The organism is Pyrinomonas sp., assembly GCF_040289685.1.
Classification (GTDB): Bacteria; Acidobacteriota; Blastocatellia; order Pyrinomonadales; family Pyrinomonadaceae; genus Pyrinomonas.
Genome location: NZ_PSLQ01000008.1, coordinates 20,872 through 46,397, shown reverse-complemented (window position 1 = coordinate 46,397; position 25,526 = coordinate 20,872). Strand labels below are relative to the sequence as shown.

Annotated in this window: 29 protein-coding genes; 8 read left to right on the top strand and 21 right to left on the bottom strand. The window is 60.9% G+C overall.

Annotated elements, in window-relative coordinates; all coding sequences use genetic code 11:
* The first annotated feature begins 65 nt into the window (after positions 1-65).
* The 3 genes from C4334_RS03495 to C4334_RS03485 all read left to right on the top strand — a co-directional run bounded on the left by C4334_RS03495 (position 66) and on the right by C4334_RS03485 (position 1,649).
* Positions 66-818, top strand: a complete 753-nt coding sequence (locus tag C4334_RS03495) for a M50 family metallopeptidase (RefSeq protein WP_352430695.1) — start codon at positions 66-68, stop codon at positions 816-818.
* 91 nt (positions 819-909) lie between these two features.
* Positions 910-1,080: a hypothetical protein gene (locus C4334_RS03490; protein WP_352430694.1), complete on the top strand. Its 171-nt coding sequence runs from the start codon at positions 910-912 to the stop codon at positions 1,078-1,080.
* Between the two features lie 185 nt (positions 1,081-1,265).
* On the top strand, positions 1,266-1,649 hold the full coding sequence (locus C4334_RS03485; RefSeq protein ID WP_352430693.1) for a hypothetical protein: 384 nt from the start codon (positions 1,266-1,268) through the stop codon (positions 1,647-1,649).
* A 4-nt stretch (positions 1,650-1,653) separates the two neighbouring features.
* Here the strand turns inward: C4334_RS03485 and C4334_RS03480 are convergent, their stop codons facing one another.
* The 20 genes from C4334_RS03480 to flgB all read right to left on the bottom strand — a co-directional run bounded on the left by C4334_RS03480 (position 1,654) and on the right by flgB (position 18,232).
* A complete protein-coding gene (locus C4334_RS03480; protein ID WP_352430692.1) occupies positions 1,654-2,715 on the bottom strand; it encodes an EscU/YscU/HrcU family type III secretion system export apparatus switch protein in 1,062 nt (353 codons plus the stop codon).
* A 38-nt stretch (positions 2,716-2,753) separates the two neighbouring features.
* Positions 2,754-3,533, bottom strand: coding sequence for a flagellar biosynthetic protein FliR (gene fliR / locus C4334_RS03475; protein ID WP_352430691.1), 780 nt, complete (start codon positions 3,531-3,533; stop codon positions 2,754-2,756).
* Between the two features lie 11 nt (positions 3,534-3,544).
* Positions 3,545-3,814: a flagellar biosynthetic protein FliQ gene (locus C4334_RS03470; RefSeq protein ID WP_352430690.1), complete on the bottom strand. Its 270-nt coding sequence runs from the start codon at positions 3,812-3,814 to the stop codon at positions 3,545-3,547.
* A gap of 27 nt (positions 3,815-3,841) precedes the next feature.
* Positions 3,842-4,582 carry a flagellar type III secretion system pore protein FliP gene (gene fliP / locus C4334_RS03465; RefSeq protein ID WP_352430689.1) on the bottom strand — a complete coding sequence of 247 codons (741 nt, stop codon included), beginning with the start codon at positions 4,580-4,582 and terminating at the stop codon, positions 3,842-3,844.
* Positions 4,583-4,675: 93 nt separating this feature from the next.
* Positions 4,676-5,344 (bottom strand): FliO/MopB family protein, encoded by a 669-nt coding sequence (locus C4334_RS03460; RefSeq protein ID WP_352430688.1) that lies wholly within the window; start codon positions 5,342-5,344, stop codon positions 4,676-4,678.
* Between the two features lie 62 nt (positions 5,345-5,406).
* Complete coding sequence (locus C4334_RS03455; RefSeq protein ID WP_352430687.1) at positions 5,407-5,691, bottom strand: FliM/FliN family flagellar motor switch protein; 285 nt, start codon at positions 5,689-5,691, stop codon at positions 5,407-5,409.
* 16 nt (positions 5,692-5,707) lie between these two features.
* The gene (locus C4334_RS03450; protein ID WP_352430686.1) at positions 5,708-6,283 is read right to left on the bottom strand and encodes a flagellar basal body-associated FliL family protein; all 576 of its coding nucleotides are present in this window, start codon (positions 6,281-6,283) and stop codon (positions 5,708-5,710) included.
* Positions 6,284-6,475: 192 nt separating this feature from the next.
* Positions 6,476-7,447 carry a flagellar motor protein MotB gene (locus C4334_RS03445; protein ID WP_352430685.1) on the bottom strand — a complete coding sequence of 324 codons (972 nt, stop codon included), beginning with the start codon at positions 7,445-7,447 and terminating at the stop codon, positions 6,476-6,478.
* Between the two features lie 5 nt (positions 7,448-7,452).
* Entirely contained in the window at positions 7,453-8,313 is an 861-nt protein-coding gene (gene motA, locus C4334_RS03440; protein ID WP_352430684.1) for a flagellar motor stator protein MotA, read from the bottom strand.
* Positions 8,314-8,478: 165 nt separating this feature from the next.
* The gene (locus C4334_RS03435; RefSeq protein ID WP_352430683.1) at positions 8,479-9,750 is read right to left on the bottom strand and encodes a flagellar hook protein FlgE; all 1,272 of its coding nucleotides are present in this window, start codon (positions 9,748-9,750) and stop codon (positions 8,479-8,481) included.
* Positions 9,751-9,759: 9 nt separating this feature from the next.
* Positions 9,760-10,047 carry a flagellar hook assembly protein FlgD gene (locus C4334_RS03430; protein ID WP_352430682.1) on the bottom strand — a complete coding sequence of 96 codons (288 nt, stop codon included), beginning with the start codon at positions 10,045-10,047 and terminating at the stop codon, positions 9,760-9,762.
* Between the two features lie 18 nt (positions 10,048-10,065).
* Positions 10,066-11,610, bottom strand: coding sequence for a flagellar hook-length control protein FliK (locus C4334_RS03425; RefSeq protein WP_352430681.1), 1,545 nt, complete (start codon positions 11,608-11,610; stop codon positions 10,066-10,068).
* The gene (gene fliJ, locus C4334_RS03420; protein WP_352430680.1) at positions 11,607-12,062 is read right to left on the bottom strand and encodes a flagellar export protein FliJ; all 456 of its coding nucleotides are present in this window, start codon (positions 12,060-12,062) and stop codon (positions 11,607-11,609) included. The genes C4334_RS03425 and fliJ overlap by 4 nt, the downstream gene beginning before the upstream one ends.
* Positions 12,063-12,090: 28 nt before the next feature.
* Positions 12,091-13,455 carry a FliI/YscN family ATPase gene (locus tag C4334_RS03415; protein WP_352430679.1) on the bottom strand — a complete coding sequence of 455 codons (1,365 nt, stop codon included), beginning with the start codon at positions 13,453-13,455 and terminating at the stop codon, positions 12,091-12,093.
* A gap of 26 nt (positions 13,456-13,481) precedes the next feature.
* Entirely contained in the window at positions 13,482-14,189 is a 708-nt protein-coding gene (locus C4334_RS03410) for a FliH/SctL family protein (protein ID WP_352430678.1), read from the bottom strand.
* Positions 14,179-15,246, bottom strand: a complete 1,068-nt coding sequence (gene fliG / locus C4334_RS03405) for a flagellar motor switch protein FliG (RefSeq protein ID WP_352430677.1) — start codon at positions 15,244-15,246, stop codon at positions 14,179-14,181. The genes C4334_RS03410 and fliG overlap by 11 nt, the downstream gene beginning before the upstream one ends.
* Positions 15,233-16,948, bottom strand: coding sequence for a flagellar basal-body MS-ring/collar protein FliF (gene fliF / locus C4334_RS03400; RefSeq protein ID WP_352430676.1), 1,716 nt, complete (start codon positions 16,946-16,948; stop codon positions 15,233-15,235). Before fliF ends, fliG begins: the two co-directional genes overlap by 14 nt.
* Positions 16,949-17,004: 56 nt before the next feature.
* A complete protein-coding gene (fliE, locus tag C4334_RS03395) occupies positions 17,005-17,298 on the bottom strand; it encodes a flagellar hook-basal body complex protein FliE (protein ID WP_352430675.1) in 294 nt (97 codons plus the stop codon).
* A gap of 39 nt (positions 17,299-17,337) precedes the next feature.
* Entirely contained in the window at positions 17,338-17,787 is a 450-nt protein-coding gene (flgC, locus tag C4334_RS03390) for a flagellar basal body rod protein FlgC (protein ID WP_352430674.1), read from the bottom strand.
* Positions 17,788-17,827: 40 nt separating this feature from the next.
* Positions 17,828-18,232 (bottom strand): flagellar basal body rod protein FlgB, encoded by a 405-nt coding sequence (gene flgB, locus C4334_RS03385; RefSeq protein WP_352430673.1) that lies wholly within the window; start codon positions 18,230-18,232, stop codon positions 17,828-17,830.
* A gap of 225 nt (positions 18,233-18,457) precedes the next feature.
* On the opposite strand from flgB, the gene C4334_RS03380 reads away from it, so the two are divergent.
* Entirely contained in the window at positions 18,458-19,318 is an 861-nt protein-coding gene (locus tag C4334_RS03380; RefSeq protein WP_352430672.1) for a hypothetical protein, read from the top strand.
* Between the two features lie 23 nt (positions 19,319-19,341).
* On the top strand, positions 19,342-19,722 hold the full coding sequence (locus tag C4334_RS03375) for a response regulator (protein WP_352430671.1): 381 nt from the start codon (positions 19,342-19,344) through the stop codon (positions 19,720-19,722).
* A 184-nt stretch (positions 19,723-19,906) separates the two neighbouring features.
* Here C4334_RS03375 and C4334_RS03370 read toward each other — a convergent pair whose 3' ends face one another.
* Complete coding sequence (locus C4334_RS03370; protein ID WP_352430670.1) at positions 19,907-20,746, bottom strand: HDOD domain-containing protein; 840 nt, start codon at positions 20,744-20,746, stop codon at positions 19,907-19,909.
* A gap of 302 nt (positions 20,747-21,048) precedes the next feature.
* Here C4334_RS03370 and flhA point away from each other — a divergent pair, with 302 nt between their 5' ends.
* The 3 genes from flhA to C4334_RS03355 are packed head-to-tail and all read left to right on the top strand — an operon-like array spanning position 21,049 to position 25,503.
* A complete protein-coding gene (flhA, locus tag C4334_RS03365; RefSeq protein ID WP_352430669.1) occupies positions 21,049-23,121 on the top strand; it encodes a flagellar biosynthesis protein FlhA in 2,073 nt (690 codons plus the stop codon).
* Positions 23,087-24,607: a flagellar biosynthesis GTPase FlhF gene (flhF, locus tag C4334_RS03360; protein ID WP_352430668.1), complete on the top strand. Its 1,521-nt coding sequence runs from the start codon at positions 23,087-23,089 to the stop codon at positions 24,605-24,607. Before flhA ends, flhF begins: the two co-directional genes overlap by 35 nt.
* A complete protein-coding gene (locus tag C4334_RS03355) occupies positions 24,604-25,503 on the top strand; it encodes a MinD/ParA family ATP-binding protein (RefSeq protein WP_352430667.1) in 900 nt (299 codons plus the stop codon). Before flhF ends, C4334_RS03355 begins: the two co-directional genes overlap by 4 nt.
* The last annotated feature ends 23 nt before the right edge of the window (positions 25,504-25,526 follow it).

The window sequence follows — 25,526 nt, the reverse complement described above, 5'->3', positions numbered from 1 at the left end:
GCCGGTTCGTCGTACAATCGAGCCACAGCACGCGCTCGGTCAGCGCGGGAGAGGAGAGCGGAAGGATGAGTTTCAGATTGGCCAACGATGCGCGCCCGCAAGCGCGCACCTTGCTCATCGCCACTTTGCTGAGCGTCGCACTTTGGTTCATCCCATTTGCAGAAGTTTTGACCTATCCCTTCCGTTTGTTCGTCACTTTCGTTCACGAAGGCAGTCACGCGCTTGCCGCCGTGCTGACGGGCAATGGCGTTTACGGGTTGCGCATCGCGCCAAGTGGAAGCGGCGTGACGTTGACGACAGAGAGCGACCTCTTTTCGGGTTTCATCATTTCGAGCGCCGGTTACCTCGGCGCGATGCTCTACGGAGCGTTGTTGCTCTTTTGGATTCGGCGCGCCGTCGCCGCTCGTCGCGTGCTGATCATCTCCGCCGGATTGATACTGACGTTGACGCTCGCATATGGCTTCAGCAGCTTGTTCACCATTGTGGCCGGCATGGTGCTGTCCGGCGGATTGATCGCTGCGGCGATGTTTCTCGGTCCGCGCGCTGCGATGTTTTTGGTCAGCCTGCTCGCGGCCCAATGCGTTCTGAACGCGCTGCTCGATTTGAAGACGGTGCTTTCCCTCTCCGCCCCTTTTGCGCCGCGCGTGCCGACCGATGCGGCGAACATGGCGGAGGCGACCGGCATTCCGGCAGCCTTTTGGTCGGCCATCTGGATTGCGCTCGCGTTGCTGATCCTCTACTACGCGCTTCGTTCCTACACCGAAAGGAGGGCGCCAAGTCAGCCTGATCTGCCCTTTGAGGATGAGCCGAGACTTTGATGGGCTTTCGACGAGACCGACCACGCTGGGCCAGCTTCCGACAGGCGCGCGACTTATCATTCGGTGTCGGGCCGATTGGCGAGAGGCATGCGTGGCCGAGAAGGAGCCGAAGCTCGTGACGTTGGTCGTCAACGCGCCGTCGGGGCGCGCCTATCGCATCCGACGCGCCGTTGATCTGGCGCTTTCGTATGATGGCGAAGTGCCGGTTTTAGGCGAAGGCGAGTGGCGGGTCAATCTCGTGCGCGCCGATCTTCGCTGGTAAGCTTGGCACGCTTTCGGTCCGATGAGATCGGCGGCATCACGATCTGGGAAAGAGCAAACGGGGTGCCGCTCAACTTCACTTCAAGTCCGCCTATCCAGAGAGAATTTCAAAAGGCTTTGCGGTTGCGCGTTTGACGACGCGCTGCTCGTCCGAACCGCGTCTAGCAGGATTTTCAGGGAGAATGGATGGCGATGATCTTTGCTGTAGTCGATGACATGTTCTTCGCCGCTAAGATCCGCGGCACCGCCGAACAGCTAGGCATTCCTGTGAAGATCGTCAAAGGCAGCGAAAAGATCGCGGGCGACGAATGTGCGCCGCAGCTCATCATCGTTGATCTGCAGGCCGGGCGTTTCGATCCCTTCACCGTCGCCGCCAAAGTGAAGGCCGACGCACGATTGCGCGAGGCGAAATTGCTCGGTTTCTTCTCGCACGTCGAAGGGGAATTGGCGCGGCGAGCGCGCGCCAGCGGCTTCGATTTCGTCATGCCGCGTTCGGTTTTCGCCAAGCGTTTGCCGGATATCTTGCGCGGCGAACTCGATGCCGAGAAGACAAAAGACGCCTCAGGCTGAGGCGTCAATCCCGTTGCGTCCGTTGGCGATAGACGTAGGCGAGGAGTTCAGCCACGGCTCGGAAAAATTCGGGCGGGATGGTCCTTCCGATCTCGACGGCGCGGTAAAGAGCGCGCGCGAGCGCGGGGTTTTCGATCACCGGCACATCGTGTGCCCGCGCGATTTGGCGCATACGCTGTGCGATGTGGTCCAGTCCCTTGGCAGTGACTACGGGGGCTGCGTCTTTCATCTTGTCGTAACGCAGCGCGACGGCGTAGTGCGTTGGGTTGACGACAACGACATCGGCGCGTGGGACTTCGATGGTGATGCGCCTTTGCAAAAGCGCGCGCGCCGTTCGCCTTCGCTGCCCCTTGATTACGGGGTCGCCTTCCTGTTCGCGCAGTTCGTCTCTCAGCTCCTGCTTCGTCATGCGGAGCGACCGTTCGTGTTTGAACCAACCGTAGCCGTAATCGAGCGCGGCAAAGACGAGCATGGCGAGCGCCGCCCGCAAGGCGAAATCGAATCCGATCGCGCCAAGGGTCGCTAGCGTGTGCGATGCTGGTGCGCCGACCAAGTCGGCGGCGTGTGCGACCGTGTGAGCGAGCGTGCCGTAAGCGATGGCGACGACGGCGGCGAGCTTGAGGGCGCTTTTGAGCGTTTCAAAGGGAACATTGGCGAAGGCGCGGCGCAGGTTCGCCTTTGGACTGAAGCTTTCGGCGCGCGGTTTGAGCGCTGCTGGTGCAAAGCTCCAACCGCCCTGCACGACGTTGCCCGCGACGCCGCCGACCAAGCTGGCGAGCAATATCGGAGCCGTCAACGCGGCGATCTCGACCAACGCATCGGCCACCATTTTGTGAACATCGTTGATGGAGAAGTTCGAGTTTGCCGCCATTTCGGTCATGCGCGCCGCTTTAGCGATCAGCATCGCCGCGCGTTCGCCGAGATCGGAGCTGGTTGCGCGCAACGCGCCGAGCGCAACGAGAAAGGCGATGGCTGCAGCGAGTTCCGGGCGGCGTGCGATCTGGCCGCGTTTGCGTGCCTCCTCGCGTCTTTTCGGCGTCGCTCGTTCGGTGCGTTCTCCGGCCATCGTCTCTTTCGATCAACCCGCAACGAGATAGCGCTCGCTCAAAATGCGCCGGCCGCTCGCAATAGGTCGGCGCGAAGCGCGTAGAGGATGGTACGCACTGCTCCGGGCAGAAAGTAGAGCGTCGCGCCGATGATCCATAACCCGACGGCGATCTTGACGGGGAACCCGAGCAGGAAAATTTGCAGTTGTGGCGCGACGCGCCCGGCGACGGCGAGCGCAAACTCAGCCAACAAAAGGGCGATGATCACAGGAGCGGCCAGCGCCACGCCGATGTTGAACGCATCGGCAGAAAGGCGCACGAGCAACTGGACCAGAAGCGGCGTCATTTGGGGCAAAGATGGCGTGTGGAGGTCGAAGCTGCGCACCGTCGCCAGCAAGAACCAGTGATGGCCATCGGCTGCTAACAGCACCATTAATCCGATCATCTGCGCGAACGTTCCGAGCGCCGTGGTTCGTGCGTGCGTTGCTGGGTCGATCGTGCTGGCGAGCGAAAGGCCGAGTTGAAACGTGATCATCTCGGCAGCGACCGTCAACGCGCTCAGCACCAATCGCCCGACGAAGCCGAGAGCGCAACCGATCAGCGCCTCGCCGATCAGAATCAAGGTCAACCCGGTCAGCTCAGCTGGCGGCGTTGGGATACGCGGCGTCACCAACGGAGTCACGCAGAAGGCGAGCATCAACGCGAGAAGCGCGCGCACGCGCGGGGCGATCGCTCCATGCCCCCAAAAAGGGGCGAAGGTGACCAACCCGCCGACGCGCGCGAGAACCACGGCGAAGACGAGGAAGGGACGCAACGGAATGGTGATCGAATCGAGCACGCGACAAACGATCAGCGTATGTAGGGCGCAAAGTCGCTGAAGAGCGACTGCGTAAAAGTCACGAGCACGCGCAATGCCCAAGGGAAAGTGATGAGAAAGACGACGAAGATGACGGCCACGCGCGGCGCGAAACTGAAAGTTTGGTCCTGAATTGAGGTCAGCGTCTGAACCAAGCTGATGATGATACCAACGATGATGGCCGCCGCGAGCATGGGTGCCGTGATCCACATCAAGGTTTCCAGCGCACGTTGCATGAGCATCAAGATAACTGCATCGGACATCTTCTTCTCCGGAAGACTCGTAACTTTTCACATCACGCTCTTGACGAGCGAGCCGACGATCAAGTACCACCCATCGACCATGACGAAGAGCAGCACTTTAAGCGGCATGGAAATGATCACCGGCGGCAGTTGCATCATGCCCATTGAGAGGAGCACGGATGAAACGGCCATGTCGATGATCAAGAATGGGATGAAGAGGACGAACCCGATCTGAAAAGCGGTCTTCAATTCCGAGATCATGTAAGCTGGGACGAGCGCCGTCGTCGGCACGTCGTCCGGCGTGCGTGGACGCGGGTTGCCCGATAGCCTGATAAAGAGCGCGAGATCACGTTCGCGCGTGTGCTTGAGCATGTAAGCGCGCAGCGGCACGAGGGCGCGCGAGAGAGCTTCCGCATGCGTGATCTCACCGGAGATCATCGGCGCGAGAGCTTCCGTGTGGACGCGGGCGAAGACTGGTCCCATGACGAACATCGTCAGGAAGAGCGCTAGACCGAGCAGCACTTGATTGTTGGGCGCTTCGGTGGTTCCGAGAGCTTGACGCAAGAAGTGGAAGACGACGATGAGCCGCGTAAAGCAGGTCATCGAGATGAGAATGGCCGGAATGAAACTGAGCAGCGTGAGGATGATGATGATCTGAATGGGGAGCGCCGTGCCGTTTTGTGCCAGATCGAGCCGCACAGATGGTTCGGGCACCGCTCCAAGGGCGAATACTGGGAGAAAGAAGATCAGTGGCATGCTGCAGAGCGCAGGCGACAGGCGATTCCTCATACGTTTTCCCCCCTCCTTTATCTGGAAGCAGACCTGTTGTCGGCTCGAGCGGAGGGCGTGCGCTGCTCGTTTCGCTCGCTCGCCGCGCTTTCGTCAAGCGTTTGGGTTGACCGGCGTGGCGCTCGCTCGTTCCAGTTCCGCGGCGAAATCATCCGCATCAAGCAACTCGGCGACGGAAACTGGCGCGCGGGCTTCGTCTCCGTCGCTTTCCGTAAGGAGTGTGATGGCGTGAGGCGTCGAGCCGACAAGAAGCGTGCGCGATCCGAAGCGGACGAGCGCCAGCGTGCGTTCGCGCCCGAGCGGGACCGACGATAGAACGATCAGTTCGGGCAAGTCGTCCGATGTTCGCAGCGCTTTCGATCCGCCGAAGCGGCGAAACAGCGCCGTGCCGCCAATGATCAATCCGAGGACGATCGCTAGGGAGCCGATGGTGCGCGCAAAGAGATTGAACGTGCTTGGCACCTGTTCGGCCAACACTCCAGGTTGCGGTTCAAGAAAAAGAGACTCGTCAGAAGTCGGGTCGGCTTTTGCCGCTCTTTCTCGTTCGCCGTGCGCTGCGGTTACCGACGTTTCGCTCTTTTCAGTGGCGAGTGAGGTTGTGTCCGTTGAGTTCGCGGCAGACGAGGGCGCAGCCTTTTCGCTTCGTTCGATGGTGGGCGACGTGCCATCGGCGGAGACGCGCCCGTTCTCGGCGCGGACGGCAAAGAGCGCACCGCTTGCCAGAAGTAAGATGGCGAGCGAGGCGTGCAAGCGGCGATACATAGTGACGTTCATAATGGTGCGGGAAACGCGCTGGCGATTTATGGATCGTCGCTCAATTGCCATCATTTGTGCTCCGGGTTGTTGATTTCGTTGATGCGCACCCCGGTGCGATCTTCAATCATCAGTATCTCGCCGCGCGCGATGCAACGGTCGCCAGCCAACACATCGACGCCCTCGCCAGTGGAACGCGGCAGTTGAATGATGCTGCCCGCGTCCAAGTCGAGGATCTCGCGGACGGTCAGCTTGGTGCGGCCGAGTTCCATGACGAGCGGCACTTGTAGGTCGAGGAAGTCGCGCCACGCTTCGAGGTCGGCGCGATTAGCGGCTTGCAGCGCGTCGCTGTTCATGATGGTTGCTGCTCGATCAAAGTTGAACGATGAAATCGGTGATGTAGATGGCCTTGATCTCCGGCTCTTCGACGGCGGCGCGCGCCGCGCGCAGCAGCTCTTTACGTAGCGCGGCTTTGCCTTCCGGCGTCAGGATTTCGTCCGAGGTTTTAGTCGTCAGGACAGCGAGCATGGCGTTGCGCACGCGGGTAGTAAAGAGCGGGTTCGGTTTCTCCTTCTCGCTGACTTCGCCGCCTAGCCCGATGCTCACCGTCATGCGCAGGTAGCGCGCTTCGCCTTTGTCTGCGAGATTGACGATAAACGGTTGCAGCTCGATGACGTGACTGACCTCGGAATCGTCGGGGAGATTCAGATCGACGACGTTTTGGGCTTTCGACCGATTCTTCCCCTCGGGCTGCTCGACGGTCTCTTCTTGCTCGGCGGCGCGCGTGCGTCGGCTCTTTTCGGCCTTTTTAGCTGAACTGGCGTTGATGAAGTAGAAGTAACCGCCGCCGCCGCCGGCAACGAGTAGCAGCACGAGCGCGATGATCAGAAACAGTCTCTTTTTGCCTTTTTTCGGCACGGCGTCGGTTGTTTGCGGCGCGTCGCTCATACTGACCTCCAGTCGGCGAGGTATGCGAGCTTCATGCCAGAGCAAGAGGAGGCGAAGAGTTGCGTCGTGCGAAGGCATTTGCGCTCCGCCTTGTGGCCATCAGTGTGCGAGATGAAGCCATCGGCGCGCGCATTCGACGTAGGTTCGACGCTTGACGCGTCGGGAATCCGACACTTTCGGGCGCGCGCCGCGCTATGGACCGTCTTCTCTCTTGGTTGTTGGCTGCACGCGATCTTCCTTGAGAGTTTCAGCTTGCGACGGTTCGCCCGTCCGGTTGGCGTCGTCCCGAACACGCGGCTGCTCGCGCGATGTCGCTTCGCCGTTTGACGCTGGCACGTTGAACGAACGCTCCGCCTCGGCGGCTTCTTCTTCGCCAGCACCGTTGCCATACCTTTCTGCGGGCGGAGCGTGGAGTCGTAACACGGTGATGCTGATGCGCCGGTTGGCCGAGGCGTAAGGATCTTCGGGCACAAGCGGTTGCGTATCGGCATAACCGACGATGCGGCGGATCTGCGTCGGGCGCACGCAATTAGCCTCGAGTTCACGGCGTGCCGCATTGGCGCGGTCAGCGGAAAGCTCCCAGTTGGTGTAGGTCGAGCCGGTTGGGAACAGATGCCGATCCGTGTGCCCGCCGATGACGAGCGGATTGGGCAGTTGGCAGATGACGCGCGCGATCTCGGCGAGAATGGCACGGGCGTCCGGCGTCAACTGAGCGCTTCCTGAGGGAAAGGAGACGCGCTCGGCTTTGTCGAGGATCTGTATGCGCAGCCCCTCTTCGGTCAGCTCGATTTTGATCTGATCCTTGTACTTGGAGAATTCCGGGCGCGTTTCGAATTCCTTGCGCAACAGCGTTGCGGCGCTAAAGAGCGCTTGTTCTTCGTCTTTGGATTCGAGCGAGGTCGGCGCTTTGCTCACCTTCTTGGGACCTTTCAAGATGCCGCCGGTGAGCGCATCAAAGACGCCTGGCGAACGGAAATAGTTGGCGATCGCTTGCTTGAGTTTGATGTCGGCCTGCGATACGAGCCAGAGGACCAAAAAGAGCGCCATCATCGCCGTCACGAAATCGGCGTAGGCCACTTTCCATGCACCACCGTGATGGCCGTCGTGCCCTTTGACTTTCTTGATCCGCCGACGCGGCTTCTTTTCCGGTTCTTTTTTCAGCATCGGTCTCAACGCGGCTTGATCTCGCGCAATTGCGGTTCGAGTTCGGCGCTCGGCGGACGTACGAAGCTGTAGATGGTCTTGCGCGCAAATTCAACGGCCGTGATCGGTGCCGCGCCGTTGGCGAAGGCGACCAATCCGGCCTTGATGCAGGCGAAGTAACGCGCCTCTTCGTGCGCCAAATTGTTCAGGTTGTTGGCGATTGGCGCGACCACGCCATAGCAAAGGAGCAGCCCGAGAAACGTTCCGACGAGCGCCGCGGCGATGTGGTGGCCCAGTTCTTCCGGCGGCCCATCAAGATGTTGCATGGTGACGACGATGCCGAGGACGGCAGCGACGATGCCGAGCCCTGGCAGGGAATCGGCCGTGCGCATCAGAATGGCGGGCACGAGCGCGTTCTCTTCGTGATGGGTCTCGATCTCGACCTCCATGGCGATCTCCAGTTCTTCCGGTTGCGCTGCTCCGTTGACCAGCAGTTTCAGCGCATCGCAGAAGAAATCCACGGCATGGTGGTTGGCGAGAAAGGTCGGATATTTCGAAAAGATCGCCGACGTCGCAGGCGAATTGACATCCTCTTCGAGCGAGAGCATGCCGTTCTTCTTCGCGTTGATGTAAACTTCGTACTGCAAGCGCAACAGTTCGGCGAACGTCTCTTTCGTATAGGGCGATCCTTTGAGCGCTGCGGGTAGTTTCTTGCCCATCAACGCGAGCGTTTTCAACGGCGTGCTCGCCACAATCGAACCGATAGCCGCGCCGCCGATGACGAGGAACTCGGACGGTTGGAACAAGACCGCCAGCGGACCGTTGACCAACAGGTATCCGCCGACGACGCTTGCCAAAACGATGACGATGCCGATGATGATGAACATAGCGAAACCTACCCGTAGTTCCTTTTCGGCAACGGCGGCGCAAAACTTGAGCGATCAATGGGGCCGAGTCGCGTGCGAGAAAGAGCGTTTCTCGGCCCCTCACTGCAAGGGCGACCCACGCCAACGAGTCGCCGTCGGAACGGCGCCAAACGGCGCGCCACAGCCTCAGATCACTTGCATCAAGTCTTGCAGCGTCTGGTTGATGGTCGAGATGACGCGCGAATTGGCTTGGAAAGATCGCTGCGCGACGATCAACTCGGTGAACTCTGTGGCGATGTCAACGTTGCTCTGTTCGAGCGCGCTGCCGACAACTTCGCCGCGTCCGCCGGTCAACGCCGGACCGATGGAGGGTTGTCCGGAAGCGGGCGTTTCGCCGAAGAGGTTGTTGCCCAAGTGGCGCAGCCCATCTTGCGAATTGAACGACGCCAAAGCGAATTGGGCGAGCGCGCGCGTCTGCCCGTTGCTGAAGATGCCGTAGAGCGTGCCGGTGCTGTCGGTCGAAATCGAGATGCCGTTGAGCGAGCCGGCGGCGAAACCGTTTTGATCAGTTGCGCTCACCGCCGACGGGCCGGAGTAGTTCGTGAAGTTCGAGGGACCTTGCGATCCGTCGGGATTGGTGCGGTAAAGCTCAAGGTCGATTTGCGGCAGCGCTGCGCCATCGAGCGTCGATTGATCAGGCAGAATGGCGAGCGAATTGGCTGGAGCCTGTAGCAAGCCGTTGGCGTCGAAAGTGAAGGTCGCTTGATTAGTCGGCGCGCCGCCGTCGGCGCTCAACTGCGCCGCGGTTCCGTCGAGCGTGGCCGTTACGTTGTACTGCCCGTTGCCTTGTTTGGTGAAGGTTAGATCGAGCACGTGTGCGACGCCGCGAGAGTCGAAGACCTGAATAGGAGCATGAAAGACGGCGCCAACCGGCGCGCTGCTGTCGAGGTTGGCGCGCAAGGTGGCGCGCGTCGTCATCGCGGGCGGAATGACCTCGCCGAGCGGAACCTTGATGGGGGCGACCGGCGTCCCCGGCTGGATCTTGCCATCGACGGCCATGTAGCCGAGCACTTTATGCCCGCCGGGCGTGACGAGATACCCCTCGCGGTTGAGGGCGAAATCGCCGGCGCGCGTGAAGGCGCGAAATCCGGCCCCATCTTCAACGACGAAAAAGCCGTTGCCCTGAATGGCTGCGTTGGTCGCCGACGCCGATTCGTTTATGTTGCCTTGCGCGAAATTGGTGCGCGTCGCCGCGGTGCGCACACCGTTGCCGAACTGAATGACGCCGCCTGCCCCATTGATGCGTGTTCCCGAAGCGCTGGCGAAGACGTCGGCGAAGCTGACCGAACTGCTCTTGAAAGCGATGGTGTTGGCGTTGGCGATGTTGTTTCCGGTGGTTGAAAGCGCGTCGGAACTGGCGCGCAGTCCCGAAAGCGCGGTCGAGAACGAGAACGGCATAACTTCCTCCTACTGTTTTGTCGAGTCTTTGGATGTCGAACCCGTGGATGCTGGCTTGAGCTGCGCGATCAACTCTTCGAGTCGCCGATTGATGTTGATCAATTGGTCCAGAGAGTTGAATTGCGCCAGTTGCGAGACGAATTGCACACCGTCTTGAGGTGCGAGCGGGTCTTGGTTTTTGAGTTGCGCGACGAGAAGCTTTAAAAACACGTCGCGGTCGGCCGCTTTGACGCCTTGCACGGGTTGCGTCGGCGCCGCAGTGCCGAAAGGTTGAAGGCTGCCGATCATGTTGCTCATGCGAGCTTTCTCCTTGCTTCAAGCCCGTAGGCTGATGAGTTTGTCGGGAGTTGAAGGGATTGCGACTTCGTCCGCCAGCGCGCCTGCTGGCGGGACATCGGACGCCGCGACGAGCGATGAACGTCGTCCGTCATCGTGTCGGCGCTCCTGTGGGTTAGATTGCGCGAACGTCGAACTCGGCGAAGCATCGGTTACGACGTCAATGCGGTCGGTCACGAGTCCGGCGCGTTCGAGCGCTTGCCGTAGCTCGTCAAGGCCGGATGCGAGCGCCTGCCGTGCGCTTTCTGTCTCGACGGCGAGCGTTGCGCTGATGCGCCCTTCGGAATCGCGTCGGAGCCGCGCGCGGACGGTGCCAAGCTCCGCTGGATGAAGCTGTATGTCAAGGGCGCGCGTGCGAACGGTTTGGCGCGCTGCCGCGATCAGGGGTGTTTGAACTTGACGCAGAGGCGCGTTCTCCACGGACACGTCGCGCGTTTCGTCGCGCGACGCTTTGGCAGCTCGATTCTCAGTTGGCCCAAGGCGCTTCGACTCGTTCGGCCCCATGCACAACGCTTCATCCTTCCGACGAGAGTCTTCCCATTCGTTCGACAACAGCGCTCGAACTCGCGAGATGGTGACCGGTGCGCGCGCCTCCGTTTCGCCGCTCGATAGCTGCGCAAGCAAGTCCACTTCAGTTCGATCCACCGTCGCGCGCGTGCTGTCGCTCATCTCCGGCTGCTCGCTTGCTGCGTCGGCGACGGAGCCGGTCTTTAACTGGTCGTTCAGGGCAGCCGGAGCAAATTCCGGCTTTGTGTGGTGTTGGACGCTCTGATCGCCGAAACTCAGCGTTCTGCTATTGATTGCAGATGAAAGGTGTCCAGTCGTTTTGGCGGCAAGATCTTTCAGCATCGAAGAAGCATCTTCAACCCGCGTCTCTTTCAGCGCTGAAGCTGCTTCGGTGGCTGTCGCGCGATCATCCGTGCCGTCTCCCGTTTTGCGCTCGCTGGACCGGTCTATCTTCAAATCGAATCCGCCGCGAGCCAATCCTTCTTGCGGCATGCGCGCCGGAAAGATGGCTGGGGATGGACCTTCGGTGAGGAGGTGACGGGCAAAGTGCGCTGTCTCCGCTGCGTCCTTTGGGGCAATCGATCCAATCACCGCCGAACTCTCCACATCAGAGGCGCTGGAACGATTCGCGTCGAAATTCGTTGGAACCGCGTCCTGCTGCGTTGTGCCGCTTAGAACCGTCGTTGGCGCGCGCATGTCGAGCATCGCGCCGTCGCTGTTTGCCAGAGGGCGCAAGCTCTCGATCGGCCTTCGCATGACCGGGCAATCTTCCGGCGGTTCAGCTTTGGATGGCGACGGAGAGAAGGGAAGCAGCGCGATAGCGACCGCCGTCGGCGCAGCAGCATCGGACGCGACCGCATCCGATTCCCCGCTGCATGCTATCTCGGATTCCGCTCCCGTCACCTCCCCTCGCAGAGAGCTGAACAGCGCCGTCCAGAGCGCGCTCGTTGCCTGTGCGTCGGTCGCACGGCGCTCGTCGGTCGAGATGGGCAACAAGGGATTGTTTTCGATCATCATTGGGTCATCCGTCGCGCGATCTTAAGCATCGCGATCTCATCCAGCAGTTTCTGTTCGAGACGCAAAGTCTCAAGAACGTGTTGCGCGTACTGCCGCTCGCGCAGCTTTTCGGTCGTCTCTGCGTCGCGTGCCGCTTCGATCATCTTCTGGCGCAAACAATCGCGTTCGCGTTCAAGCTGTGCCAGATGCCGACGCGCGTCGCTCTCCTGCCGTTCGAGAAGCGCGATGTAATCGGCGCGCAGCGCGATCTCTTGCGGATCTGGCGCGTTGGTCATGCGCATCAACTCCGCGTAGGCACGCATCGCTGCTGCGCGCTTGCGTTCCATTTCGGCGAGGCGAGTGGCGGCCTCTTTCACCTCGCCTTCTTTATCGGCAAGCGCGCGCTCGGCCTGTTCGCGCTGAGTCAGGCGCAGGTCGTGAACTGATTGCAACGAGAAACGGAACTTCTTCATCTTCGCATTTCACCTTCGACCGGTGTCGCTACAAGCGATCTTGCAACGACGCGCTGCGTGCCTCGCCCGCCAATTCGAGCAATCTGGTTACCGCGGCGTCGAAATCGACCGCTTCATCGCGGTCTTGTCGCAAGTAGGCGACGATCGCATCGTGACTGGCAATGGCCTCGTCGATGCGCGAGTTGCTCCCGCGTTGATACGCTCCGATGTTGATCAAATCTTCGGCCCGTTCGTAAGCGGCGAGCAGCTCGCGCACGCGCCCCGCAGCGGCACGATGTTCAGCCGTGGTGATCTCCGTGAAGAGACGCGACGCGCTGTGAAGAACATCGATGCACGGGTAATGGTTGCGCGCTGCGAGGGCGCGTGAGAGGATGATGTGCCCATCGAGGATCGAGCGCACGGCATCAGCGATGGGTTCGTTCATGTCGTCTCCTTCGACGAGCACCGTGTAGAAGGCTGTGATCGAGCCGCCAGCGGCGAAGTTGCCCGCGCGCTCGAGCAATCGCGGCAAGAGGGCGAAGACCGATGGCGTGTAGCCGCGCGACGATGGCGGTTCACCGGCGGCCAAGCCGATTTCGCGTTGCGCCATCGCAAAGCGTGTCACCGAATCCATGATGAGAAGGACATTGGCCCCTTGATCCTTGAAGTATTCGGCGATGGCCGTCGCGGTGAGCGCTGCGCGAATGCGCACGAGCGGCGAATCATCCGATGTCGAAACGACCACCACCGAACGGCGCATGCCGGCGTCGCCGAGTTCGCGCTCGATGAAGGCGCGCACTTCGCGTCCGCGCTCGCCGATCAGCGCGATGACGTTTAAATCGGCTGCTGTGCGTTTGGCCATCATACCGAGCAGCGTCGATTTGCCGACGCCTGAGCCGCCGAAGATCCCAACGCGCTGGCCCATGCCGACGGTCAGCAACCCATCAATGGCACGCACGCCCGTGCTGAGCGGTTGCGTGATGTGATCGCGCGCAAGCGGATTGACCGGATCGGGACGCAGCGAATAGGTCTCGGTACAAACGATTGGACCTGCATCATCGAGCGGTCTTCCTAAAGCGTCTATGACGCGCCCGAGAAGTTCCATGCCGACGCCAACACGACCGCACGCGCCGGTCGCCACCACGCGATCACCAGCGCGCAAACTCGGCATCACGCCGAGCGGCATCGTAAGAACGTGAGAATCGCGAAAGCCAACGACTTCGAGCGGTAGCTGTTCGCCATCGGGTCTTTCCAACCGACAGAGTTCGCCAACTGACGCTGCCGGCCCACGCGATTCGATGACCATGCCGATGGCGCGCTCGACCGTGCCAACGGAGACGAGCGTGTCGGTTTGCGCCAGCCGTTCGAAGTAGCGGGCCAAGGGCGATCGCTCGGTTCTTTCGAGTGTTTTCATCGTGGTCGGAGTCAAGCCTCGCCTTCTCAGTTTTCGAAGAAACCGCGCGCGATTTCGGCGAATTGTCGCTCGATGCGCGCATCGAGGTCGCCCATTTCGGTGCGCACATAGCATCCGCCGCGCTCAACGGCTGGGTCTTCCACCAGCTCGATGGCCCCGTTACGGGTCAAAGGCTCGCGCTTCCCGATCAGGTAATGGTAATCATCTGGGTGCAAGTGCAGCTTGACCAGCGCTTGATCCGGAAGTCGGCTCAGGGCAACGCGCGCGATGGCGAGGACGACTTCTGGATCAACCGTGACTTCGCGCCGGACGATCTTGCGCGCGATCTCGATGGCGAGACGTACGAGTTCGCGCTCGGTCCTTTCCATCATCGTCCGGCGCAGAGCGTGCAGTTCTTCGATGGTGGCGGCAAGACGCGCGCGCAAAGGCGCGATCTCATCGGCGATTTGCGCTTCGGCGCGCGCGCGCCCTTCGGCAAAACCGAGTTCGCGCGCCTCGCGCATAATCTGCTCAGCGCGCTGCTGCGCTTCGGCGATGATCTGTTCGGCGAGGACGTGCGCTCGATCTAGATCCTTCGTCTGTTCTTCAACGGCGGCGTAAATCGCGTCGTCGGCTTCTGCCGTGGGCGTCGCATCGTTTGCGATCTGAGCGTGACGAACGAGCATTTGCTCCACTTCGGGGAAGGAGAGCGGCGAAAAGCATGCGACGGCGCCCTTGATCAGCTTAGCTGACATACTCTTCTTCTGCTCCTCCCGAAAGACTAATGATCCCCTGCTCGTCTAGGTCGCGCATGATCTCGACGATCTCGCGTTGGGCGGCGGAGACGTCTTTGACGCGAACTTGACCCATGTAGTCCATCTCCTCTTTCAACATCTCGGCGGCGCGCGTTGACATGTTCGAGAAGAAACGGTTCTGCAATTCGGGCGTCGTGCCTTTGAGCGACATGGCCAGCACGCGCTTGTCGACGCGCTGCAAGATCTCGCGTATGCCGACATCATCGATCAGCAACAAGTCCTCGAACGTGACCATGCGGTTGCGTATTTCGAGTGCCAGTTCCGCGTTCGTCTTCTCCAGTTCTTCGAGGATCTTGCGCGATGTTTCGCGCTCCAGCCGGTTGCAGATCTCGGCCACCGGTCGGATTCCGCCAACGGCTTGTCGGCTATAGTTACCGATGCTGCGCAACTTTTGGTCCAGCACCACGGAGACGCGCCGGATCACATCTTGCGAGATGGGTTGCAGGTTGGCCATGCGCAGGAGTATGTCGGCGCGTTGCGTCTCAGGCAGATACTGCAACGTATCGGCGGCGGTAGCTGCATCCAAGTGCGCGAGCACAAGCGCGATGGTCTGCGGGTGTTCGTTCTGAAAAAGCTTGGAGAGTTGTTGTGGATCGACCTTTTGCAGGGCTTCGAATCCGATGGTCGATTCGAGCGAGCGCGTGATGCGATCGATCAAACGGCGCGCGACTTCCGGCCCGTATGCTTTGACGAGCAGACGTTTGGCGTATTCGACGCCGCCCGAGATGACGTATGAACGCGCCGTGAGGATCTGCTGGAACTCCTCGGCGATCTCATTGGCTAATTCCGATGGGACGTTGTTGAGCGCGGCGAGTTCTTTCGAGATCGCTTGTACCTCTTCTTCGTCGAGATACTTGAAGATTTCGCTCGCCGCTTCGTCGCCGAGCGCGACGCAAAGAATGGCCGCTTTGCGCGCGCCCGACATGGCCTCGATGTTCTGTAGTGCGACGCGTCCATCGGAACTGCGCCGCGTTTGTATCGCGTTAGTTGTGGTCATCTGCGTTGAGCCTTATTGGCATCGGCGCGACTGTCTCTTGAAGCCAGCCGCGAATGGTCATCGCGACGAGTTCTGGATCTTTGTGGACTTGTTCGATGAGCTGACGTTTGATCTCGGCAGCGCGAACGGCTTCGATCGGCGGCTCTTCCAGCGCCTCTTCGCGTCGCCCTTCGGCGGCCATTTCTGCCTCCAATTCGGCAACGGTGCGCGGCGTCGTAAGCTCCGCCACATTCGCCCCGTCAGTCGGCGACGTGGCGCTTTCTCCGCCGAGCGTCGCTCCGGCAGGAAGAAGCTGCGGTTCGGGCGCGACCGTCGCGCCATTTTGCAGCGTGCGACGGGCTGGACGGATGACGAAGAGGATGACGAGCAATGCGACCAAGACGAGCGCGCCATACTTAATCCCTGTGCGCACGAGATCGCGATAGCGTTCAAGCCATGTCGGCGGGGTGGTCTCTGCGCTCGGTTGATCGAAAGGGATCGTTTGCACGACGACTTGATCGCCGCGTCCGGAATCGATGCCGACGGCGGCGGCGACCAGTTCTTGAATCTTCTTCAATTCTTCATCTGTGCGTGCGACGGCGACGCCGTTGACGTTTTTGTAATCGACTAGCACGGAGACCGAAAGGCGCGAGATGCGTCCGCCTCCGCCCGTCGTCTTGCGCACCAGACGATCAATCTCATAGTTAGTGGCCGTCATGCTGCGCTGTTCGCCGATGGTGGTTTGGGGGCTGTTTGCTGCTGGCGTCGGTTGTGCGCTTGGATCGTTGGCACGCGCGCCGACGATGCTGCCCGATTGCGGACCGCTCGTGTTGCGCACCTCCTGCGAGGTTTGCTGTGAGCGGATAACGGCCGATTTCGGATCGTACTTCTCTTCGGTCTGTTCGACTTGGCTGAAGTCAACGTCCGCCGCGACATCGGCGCGCACGCGCCCCGTTCCAGCAACAGGTTCGATCAACGAGACGATGCGCGCAGCCATCTCCGCTTCAAGCCTGCGGCGCGCTTCCAAGTGGGAATTGAAGGCTCCCGCGTCGTTCAGTCCGGCGCGCGCTGGAGCTGAAAGGATGCGTCCGCGCGTATCCATCACGGAGACATCTTGTGGATCGAGTCCTTCGACGGCGCTCGAGACCAAGGCGACAATGGCTTCTGTGCGTTCGCGCGACAGTTCTCGCCCTTGACGCACGCGGAGCATGACCGAAGCTTTGGCTCGTTCGGCCTTTTCCGTAAAGAGCGATTCGCGCGGACGCGTGATGTGAACGCGTGCCGATTCAACCTCCTCCATGCCTTCGAGCGTGCGCGCTAATTCGCCTTCAAGCGCCCGTTGGTAATTGACCTGTTGCGTGAAGTCGGTGGCGCCGAAGTTGTTTCGGTCGAACAGATCGAAACCAACGTGACCGCCCGAAAGCAGACCCGCGGCGGCAATCTGCAGGCGCAGTTCCGACAAGCGCTCGGCTGGAACGCTGATCGTCGTGCCGCCGTTGGAGACTTGATACGGGACGTTTGACTGTTTGAGCTTCTCGATGATGGCTTGCGCATCTGCTGGACGCAGGTCTGAGAAGAGGACCGCGTATTCGGGGCGCGTGGCATAGAAGACGAGCGCGCCGATCAGCGCTAAAGTGGCGACGGCGGCCACAACCACGCCCATGCGTTGGCGTCGGTCGAGCCGTTGCCACATTTCGCTCAGTTGTTTGAAGAGGGTCGGCATCGCTGAAGAGCGGTCTTTCCGCAAAGGCCGGAAGAAGGTTCCAGCGCGCGTTCAGCTCAAACTTGCATGCGCATGATCTCTTCGTATGCGCCGATCAGTTTGTTGCGCACCTGAAGCGCGAACTGGAAGTTCAAATCTGCCGCTTGCAAGGCGATGATCGTCTGATGAAGATCGGGAGAATCGCCCGCGATTGCGCGCGCCACTTCGATCTCAGCCCCTTTCTGCGAGCGGTTCAGAGCTTCAATGGTCGCGCGCACCATGTCGCCGAATGAGACAGGGCTTTCTGCGCGTCGGAGTGGATTCCCCGCTGCGACGCTCGTCGTTGGCAGGGCAACGCCTTCAAGGTTCATCTTGGCCTCACCTCGGGACGGGTAGAGTTTGGGGTCAAGTTATGCCTCGCCGAGCTTGAGACTGGCACGGACCAGTTCTTTAGCCGCGTTGAAGGCGGTCGCGTTGGCTTCGAACGCGCGCGCCGCCGAAAGCATGTTGATCGTCTCTTCGAGCGGATCGACGTCCGGAAGCGTGACGTACCCGTTTGGATCGGCATCCGGGTGGTCCGGCTGATAACGACGGACGCCAGCTTGCGGTTCCGTGATCACGCTTCTGGCCTGTACGCCGGCGATTGTCAACCGCTCGGTCGTCTGGCTCAACGTCATGCTGAAAGAGGGCGTCTCTTCAAGCGGAATGGCTTCAAAGACCACGTCGCGGCGGCGATACGGACCGCCTTCTGCCGTGCGCGTGGTGTTGGCGTTAGCTAGATTGGCTGCGGCGGCTTCCAGACGCAACCGTTCGGCGGTCATCCCTTGAGCCGAAACGCGAAAGATAGTGAGAAGCGACATAGGCTTTCGTGAAGAATCGATTGAAGTCCGTCTTGGCTGATCAACGTCCTTCGCGAATCGCTGTTCGCAGCAGACGCAACCGGGCCTGCAGAAGCTGCACTCCGGTCAAAAACTGCGTGCCGGCTTCGGCCAAGGTCGCCATCTCGCGCGCCAGATCGACGTTGTTGCCGTCGAGCCGAAGCGGCGCTTGCCCTTGCAGGCGCACGCGCGGCTGTGCCGCTGCGATAGGCTCTCGCGCCGCCCGTGGCGCGAGCGCGTCCTGCGCGGCTCGGCGCAAGAAAGCGGCGAAATCCAGTTCTTTGGCCGTGTAGCCGGGCGTTTCCGAATTAGCGATGTTGCTCGACGCGAGTTCCGCACGGCGACTTTGCACGTCGAGAAAGGTTCTGAGAAGCGATGTGATCGAGTCGGCGATGGGAAGTTCCATCGGCACAAGCCCTCCGTCCATCGGCGTAAGCAATCGTTGTGCCCGTAACGCTGCGCGGTTCGTCGGCGGGCCACCCAGGGGCGCGTTTGCCGCTTTTTCGCTCTGTTCACTGCTGTTCGGCTGCCGGTTGAAAGACGAGGTCGAGTGTCAGCTTCTTGACGTTCGACTCAAGTTTCCGACGCCGCTGCCGATAAGAAGTTTGAGCGGCGAATCCCCCTCTGCGCCGCGTCGAGCGAGGTGGCGGGCGTGTTGAGCAACATGAACAGCATGAGTCCGATGGTGGAGTTGCAACGCATCTTCGCGCGCACGGAGGAACTGTGCGGCGTCATCACGGATTCAGAAGAGCGCCCGAACGAAGAGATACGCGAACTGCTCCGTCGGATGAAGGATGTGGCGGCGGAGTTGATGCGCGAAAACGAGCGCTTGCGGATGCAAAATCTGTTGCTGGAGCGGCAGCGAGCCGAAGCTGACCAGCGCTTATCGGGAAGTCAGCTCGGCAAAGAGAACGAAGAGTTGAAACGCGAGCTGAGCGCTTTCGAACGGCGCGTCGCCGCACTTGAATTTGAGGCGCAGAAGTACAGGCGGCGCTACGAGGAGCTCGCGCAACGGAATTCGGCTCTCTTGAACGTCTTCGTCGCGGCCAACCGATTGCACTCGACGCTCGCTTCGGACGAAGTGATTCGCATCGCGGAAGAGATCTTGTGGGATATGATCGCTGCCTCCGCTTTCGCCATTTTCTTGCGCGACGAAAAACGAGGCGGCTTGGTTTTGGTTGGTGGGCGTGGCGTCCAAGGCCATCGGTTCGACATCAACGATGAACTGATCGCAGCGTTGGAGAACGGCACGGCCAGTTCGATGCACGGAGATGAACCAGATGCGCCGCTGGCATTGATCCCGCTCAAACTAGAGGATGGCACGGTCACCGGGCTGATCGTCGTTTACGCCTTCGCGGAGCATAAAAGGGGAGCCAGCGAACTGGATCGAATGCTCTTCGAAATGCTCGCCAGTCAGATGGCGACGGCCATCATGTGCGCGCGGCTCTACGGGGAGACGATCAAAAAACTCCGTTCGATGGAGAGCTTCATCAACTTGATCAAGCCGGCATGAGAACGGCCGCAGGAGAACCTCTTATGGGACTCGCGAAATCTTTTCTCGTCGTGGACGACTCGGCAACGATGCGCATGTTGATCATAATGACGTTGCGGCAGATGGGCTGCCAATCGGTGATCGATGCACCCAATGGGCGCGTGGCGCTCGAAAAGCTCGCGACATCGCCAGTTGATGTGGTCATCACCGACGTTGATATGCCGGAGATGAACGGCTTGGAGTTCATTCGACATGCGCGCCAACGTTATGCCAATCTGCCGATTCTGATACTTTCGGCGCACGGCGATGACGCGACGCGCGTTGCCGGAATGCGGCTCGGCGCCAACGGTTACCTCACCAAACCGCTCTCCAGCGCGAAATTGATCGAAATGCTCGAACAGATCTTTCCGGATTTGGAAATGTAGTCGAAACGCGCCGCCAACGCGCTGTTGCCTTTTTTGACCTCAGGGGCCGGTTGTGTTGGGTGCTCGTTTAGTCGGGCGAACCACGGATCTCGACCATGGTTGCGATCTTCCGTTCAGTCGAGCGGGCGTTGCATCTTGCTACCTTGATGCGCTTATCGCCGATCTAATAATTGCAGTCTTCCGTTCAGTCGAGCAGGCGTTGCATCTCCGCCATGGATGCGGCCGTTTTCTCCCACAGTGACTTGAGCTGCGCTTCGGTCAGGCGCAGCGAGCGGGCCGATTCTGATTCAAACGCTTCGCGCGCGTCCATGGAACGCAGACCGATGCCGACGACGTTGGCCATCGCATCGGCGACGTTGACCACACGCGCCATGAAGATGAACTGGTCCACACTTCCCGGGCTTTGATGATGATAGATCGTATAAGCGATCTCTTCGGGAAGGTCCCAACGGCGTGAGACGAGCGCGCCGATCTGCGCGTGCGTGTAACCGTAGGTCTCCTGTTCGCGGGCGAGCAACTGTTCGGTGGAAGCCCCTTCCATTACCTGCCGGTAGAGCAGTTCGTCGTAGCGGATGAGCAAAAGCTTGCCGATGTCGTGTAGCAGGCCGCAGAGAAAAGCCTCTTCGCTGCCGCGCATACCGAGCGTCACGCTGATTTCGCGTGCCATCAAAGCGACGGCGACCGAATGTTCCCAGAGCGCCTTTTCCAGCGGCGAGCGATTTTTACGGCGGAAAGTCTCGCCCGTGATCGAGGCGATGACGAGCTGGTAGATAGCGCGGTTGCCAAGCGCGGTCACGGCCATGGGCAACGACGTGATGCGTCGCATGGTGGCGTAGAGCGGCGAATTGGCCACACGTAAGACGCGCGCGGCCAACGCCGGATCGCAACCGATGGCATCGGCGATGGCGCGTGCTGGAGCGTTGACATCTTGCGCGAGCGTGGCGACCTGCATCGCGGCGTTCGGAAGCGGCGGTATCTCTGTTGTGACCAGCGAGTGAATATCGAATGTCGCAGAGACGTTCATTGACCGAATCCTTTCAGGAGCCTTCGATTCAACTGTTCAGCCCGGAACTGGCAAGAAACGGACGTTCATAGTCAACATTTTGGCAGTTGAGCGCGACCGCCGAGCGCAAACGGCACGGCGCTTCGGACTGTTTATCGGCAGAAACGCGCGTTGACTTTAGCCTTCAGCCTTGATCGAACGTCGGCCCAAGAGTTGCGGCACTCGACTTGCTCTTCGGCGGCGATGCCGGAGCATCTCCGGCGCGAGGGCAAGCGATGCGTCGTCGCCCTCGATCCGTCACGCCACGCAGGAAAGAACGCGCCTTGACCACCGCAGCCGCTACAAACCTCGTCTCTTCGGCCAGCCGTCACGCGCACCTTGCCGTTCCGTTGGGAGCGGTGGTCATTCTGCTGGTGTTGTTGATTCCGCTCCCCCCGTTGTTGCTCGATGTCCTGTTGAGCTTCAACTTGATGCTGTCGGTGGTCGTGTTGCTCGTGGCGATGTACACGACCGAACCGATCAAGTTCACCTCTTTCCCGAACCTGTTGCTGTTGACCACGCTCTACCGTTTGGCGCTCAACGTCGCCACCTCGCGCTTGATCTTGACACGCGGCGAAGCGGGCGAATACGCCGCCGGGAGCGTCATCAAGGCTTTCGGCGAATTCGTCATCGGCGGCAATTACGTGGTCGGCGTCGTCATCTTTCTCATCCTGTTGGCGATCCAGTTCGTCGTCGTCAATCACGGCGCGGTCCGGTCGTCGGAAGTGACGGCGCGGTTTACACTCGATGCCATGCCCGGCAAACAGATGGCCGTTGATGCTGATCTATCTGCCGGCATCATCGATGAGCGCGAAGCGCGGCGGCGGCGGCAGGAGATCGCGCAGGCGGCGGAATTCCACGGCGCGATGGATGGTGCAGTGCGTTTTACGCAACGCGATGCCGTCGCTTCAATTCTGATCGTGATGGTCAACATCATTGCCGGGTTCGGCATCGGCGTGGTTCAGCACGGCATGTCATTGAGCGATGCGCTGCGCACCTACACGATCTTGACAGTGGGCGATGGTGTGGCTGCTGCTGTCCCTTCGCTTTTCGTCTCGGTCGCTGCGGCCATCATCACCACGCGCGCTGCGAGCGAGGCGAGCATCGGCGAAGAAGTGTCGGTCCAGTTGCTCGCCAACCCGCGTCCGCTTCTCATCGCCGCTGGCGTGCTCGCGTTTCTCGGTCTGCTTCCGGGCATGCCGCACCTTGCCTTTCTGCTTTTGGCGGTTGTAGCGGCCATCGCCGGGTATTTGTCGCGCCAGTGGTCGGTCCAGAAACAGGCGGCGCAGGTTGCCGCGCTCGAAGCGCCCGCGGAGAACAAAGAGCAAGCTGAGAAGATCGAGGCGGCGCTCAAGCTCGACACGCTCGCGCTCGAGGTCGGCTACGGTTTGATTCCGCTGGTCAGTTCGGGCGATCAGTTCCTCGCGCGCGTTCGCGAAGTGCGCCGTCAGATAGCGCACGATCTCGGCATCATCGTCCCGCCGGTCCATGTGACGGATAACCTACAGCTTTCGCCGCGTGAGTACGCTATCCTCTTGCGCGGCGTGCGCGTGGCGCGCGGCGAAGTCTTCCCCGAAGGCTTCTTGGCGATTGATCCGGGCGTGGTTCGCGAGAAGATCGACGGTCTGCCAACCAACGATCCCGCCTTCGGCATGCCGGCTGTCTGGATCCGTCGCGACGGCGATCGCGAGCGCGCGCTCGCCGCGGGTTACACGGTGGTCGATCCGACGACCGTGATCTGCACGCATCTTTCGGAAGTGATCAAACGCCATGCGCCCGAACTCCTCGGGCGACAAGAGACGCGCGCGCTGCTCGACATACTGGCCGAGACGCATCCCAAAACGGTTGAAGAGGCGACGCCCAAGGTTTTGAGCCTTGGCGAAGTGCAACGCGTGTTGCAGAACCTTTTGCGCGAGCGCGTGCCGATTCGCGATCTCGCCACCATTCTTGAAGCGATCACCGACGCCGGAAGCCTGACGCGCGATGTCAATGCCTTGACGGAAGCGGCGCGCGCTGCGCTAGCCCGGACCATCTCCGCGCATCTGGCGAACGAAAACGGCGAACTGGCCGTGCTGACACTCGACCCGCATCTCGAACGGCAGTTTGCCGAACGCCTTGGGCTGCATGCGGGTGCGCCGACGCCAGCGATCGACCCGGATTTCGGGCGCATGTTGCTTGAAAAGATCGAAGCCGCCGTGCAAGCCGCCGTGTTGCAACAACCCGTCCTGCTCTGTTCGGCGGCGGTGCGCCCGCACTTGCGGCGGCTTACGGAACGCTTCTTGCCAGACTTGGCCGTGATCTCGCACAACGAGATCGCGCCGGATGTCAGACTCATCTCGTTGGGGACCATCACTTGAAACCATGCTGACCGCTTCCACCAAAAAGACCATGAACGTCAGACGTTACCGCGCCGCGACCATGCGCGAAGCGCTCGAACGGATCAAGAACGAGCTTGGCGAAGAGGCGCTGGTGCTCGATACGCGCCGCGTGCGTGCAGGCCGTTGGTTCGGTTTCGGCGGACGCGAACTAATCGAAGTGCGCGTTGCTGAACCTTCCAACGGTCGCGCGACGGCGAAAACGACTCCGTGCGACGACAAGAGGCCGCGCTACATCGAGCGTCAAGGGTTGAAGCTGTTGGACGATAGTCCCGCCACGCCGAACGGCGCTCAAGCCGAAGGACGCGCTGTGCATCGTCGAGAGGTCAAGCTCGATCCTACGTGCGGTTCGGTCGCCGCGGATGAACGCCTTTCGTTGGCGTGCGACGAGGTTTCTACGCTTGAGCGCACGGCGCGTAAGTCAGCGCGGATGTTCGACAGCAGCTCGCTAGTCGGCGAACGCAGCAGCGCCGCCGATGTAGAGCGCACGCAAAGCGGCGTTCCGCGCACCGCCTTGACGGCTGAGTTGGAACGTTTGCGGGCCGAGTTGCGCGAAGTCAAATTCGCGCTCGGCGCGTTTGCCGCACACGCAGCCGCCGCGCCGGCACTCGACAAAGGAGCGGTAGCGTCGTTGGAGGACGACCCAGAACTTTTCGATTCGCCGTTTTACGAAGCTTATCTGGACCTAACGGGCGCTGGGCTCGACCCCGATCATGCGCGTCGCGCGCTACGCACGGTGCTCGGTTTGAATCTCGCTGAAACTTGCGTTGAAGCCAAATCGCTGGCGCGCGCCGCGCTCATCCGCGCGCTTGGAACGTTGGTCCGGTTCGCACCGGATCCGCTTGCTCCCGAAAAGGTTGACTCCCAACCGACGCTCGCTTTCATCGGCCCGACCGGCGTTGGCAAAACGACGACCATCGCTAAACTGGCCGCGCGCGTTGCGCTGCGTGCTCGTCGTCGAGTGGAACTGATCACGCTCGACACCTATCGCATCGCGGCCATCGAGCAGTTGAGGACCTATGCCGAGATCATCGGTGCCGGCTTTCACGTCGCCCGTTCGATGGTTGAACTCGACGCGTTGCTCTGTCGGCACGCGGCCGGAGCCGTTTGCATCATCGACACCATCGGGCGCAGTCCACACGATCTGGCCGATCAGATGGAGCTAGCTGATTACCTGCGAAGCAACAGCGCGATCACCAAGTGCCTCGTGTTGCAAGCGACCATGCATCCGACCGATGCACTCGCTGCCGCCCGCAAGTTCGCGTTGTTCGGCAGCGATCGGTTGGTGGTAACCAAGCTGGATGAGACATCGCGTCCCGGCGCTGCCGTCACCATCGCCGCCGAAGCGGGTCTGCCGCTCACCTATCTGTGCGCTGGCCAGCGCGTTCCCGAAGACCTCGAGCAAGCTCATGCTGAATCGTTCGCCGCACGCATCTTGCGCGGCGGGTTCATGCGGGAGGGAAGATGACGGATCAAGCTTCGACCTTGCGCCTGCTTTCGGCGTTGCGTGTGCCTGCGCTGTCGGAGGAGCAGATCAAACGTATGAACCAACAAAACACGAGCGCTTACGCCATCGCTGTCACTGGCGGCAAAGGCGGGGTCGGTAAATCCAACGTCGCCGTCAACCTCGCGCTGGCGCTCGCTGCGCTCGGACGGCGCATTACGTTGCTCGATGCTGATCTTGCCTTGGCGAATGCCGATGTGCTTTGCGGGCTCAACTTGCGCTGCCATCTCGGCCACGTGCTAGCGGGCGAGCGCGCTTTGGAAGAGGTGATCGTCGAGATCGCGCCCAACGTCCGCTTGATTCCGGGCGGCAGCGGGTTGGACGAGTTGGCCGATCTCGGACGTGCGCAGGTGGCGCGGTTGCTCGCGGAGCTGCGCGCTATGGAAGCGCGGTCCGAGTACCTGGTCGTCGACACGCCCGCTGGCATTGCGAGCAACGTGACGGGGTTGCTATGTGCGGCGAACGAAGTTGTCATCGTCACCACGCCAGAGCCGACCGCAGTGGTCGATGCCTACGCCACGCTCAAGGTGTTGCACAAGCATGCGCCAGACAAGCCGGCGTGGATCGTCGTCAACGATACGGTCGGCGTCGGCGATGCCGAAAGGATATATCGCCAACTGCGTGCGGCGTCGGACCAGTTCCTGCGCCACCGGGTTGAGCTTCTTGGCGGCGTGCCGCACGATCCGGAGTTGGTGGAAGCCGTTTGCGCGCAAACGCCCGTGGTCGATTACGCTCCTGAATCGCCATCGAGCCGCGCTTTTCGCTTGATCGCCAAACGGCTGGACCAGCGACGCGCTGCTCATCTGTTCGACCGCGAACCCGATTTCTGGCAGTCCTTCATCGAAAGAGCCGGTGGTTGAACTATCTTCTGCCCATCGCCAGC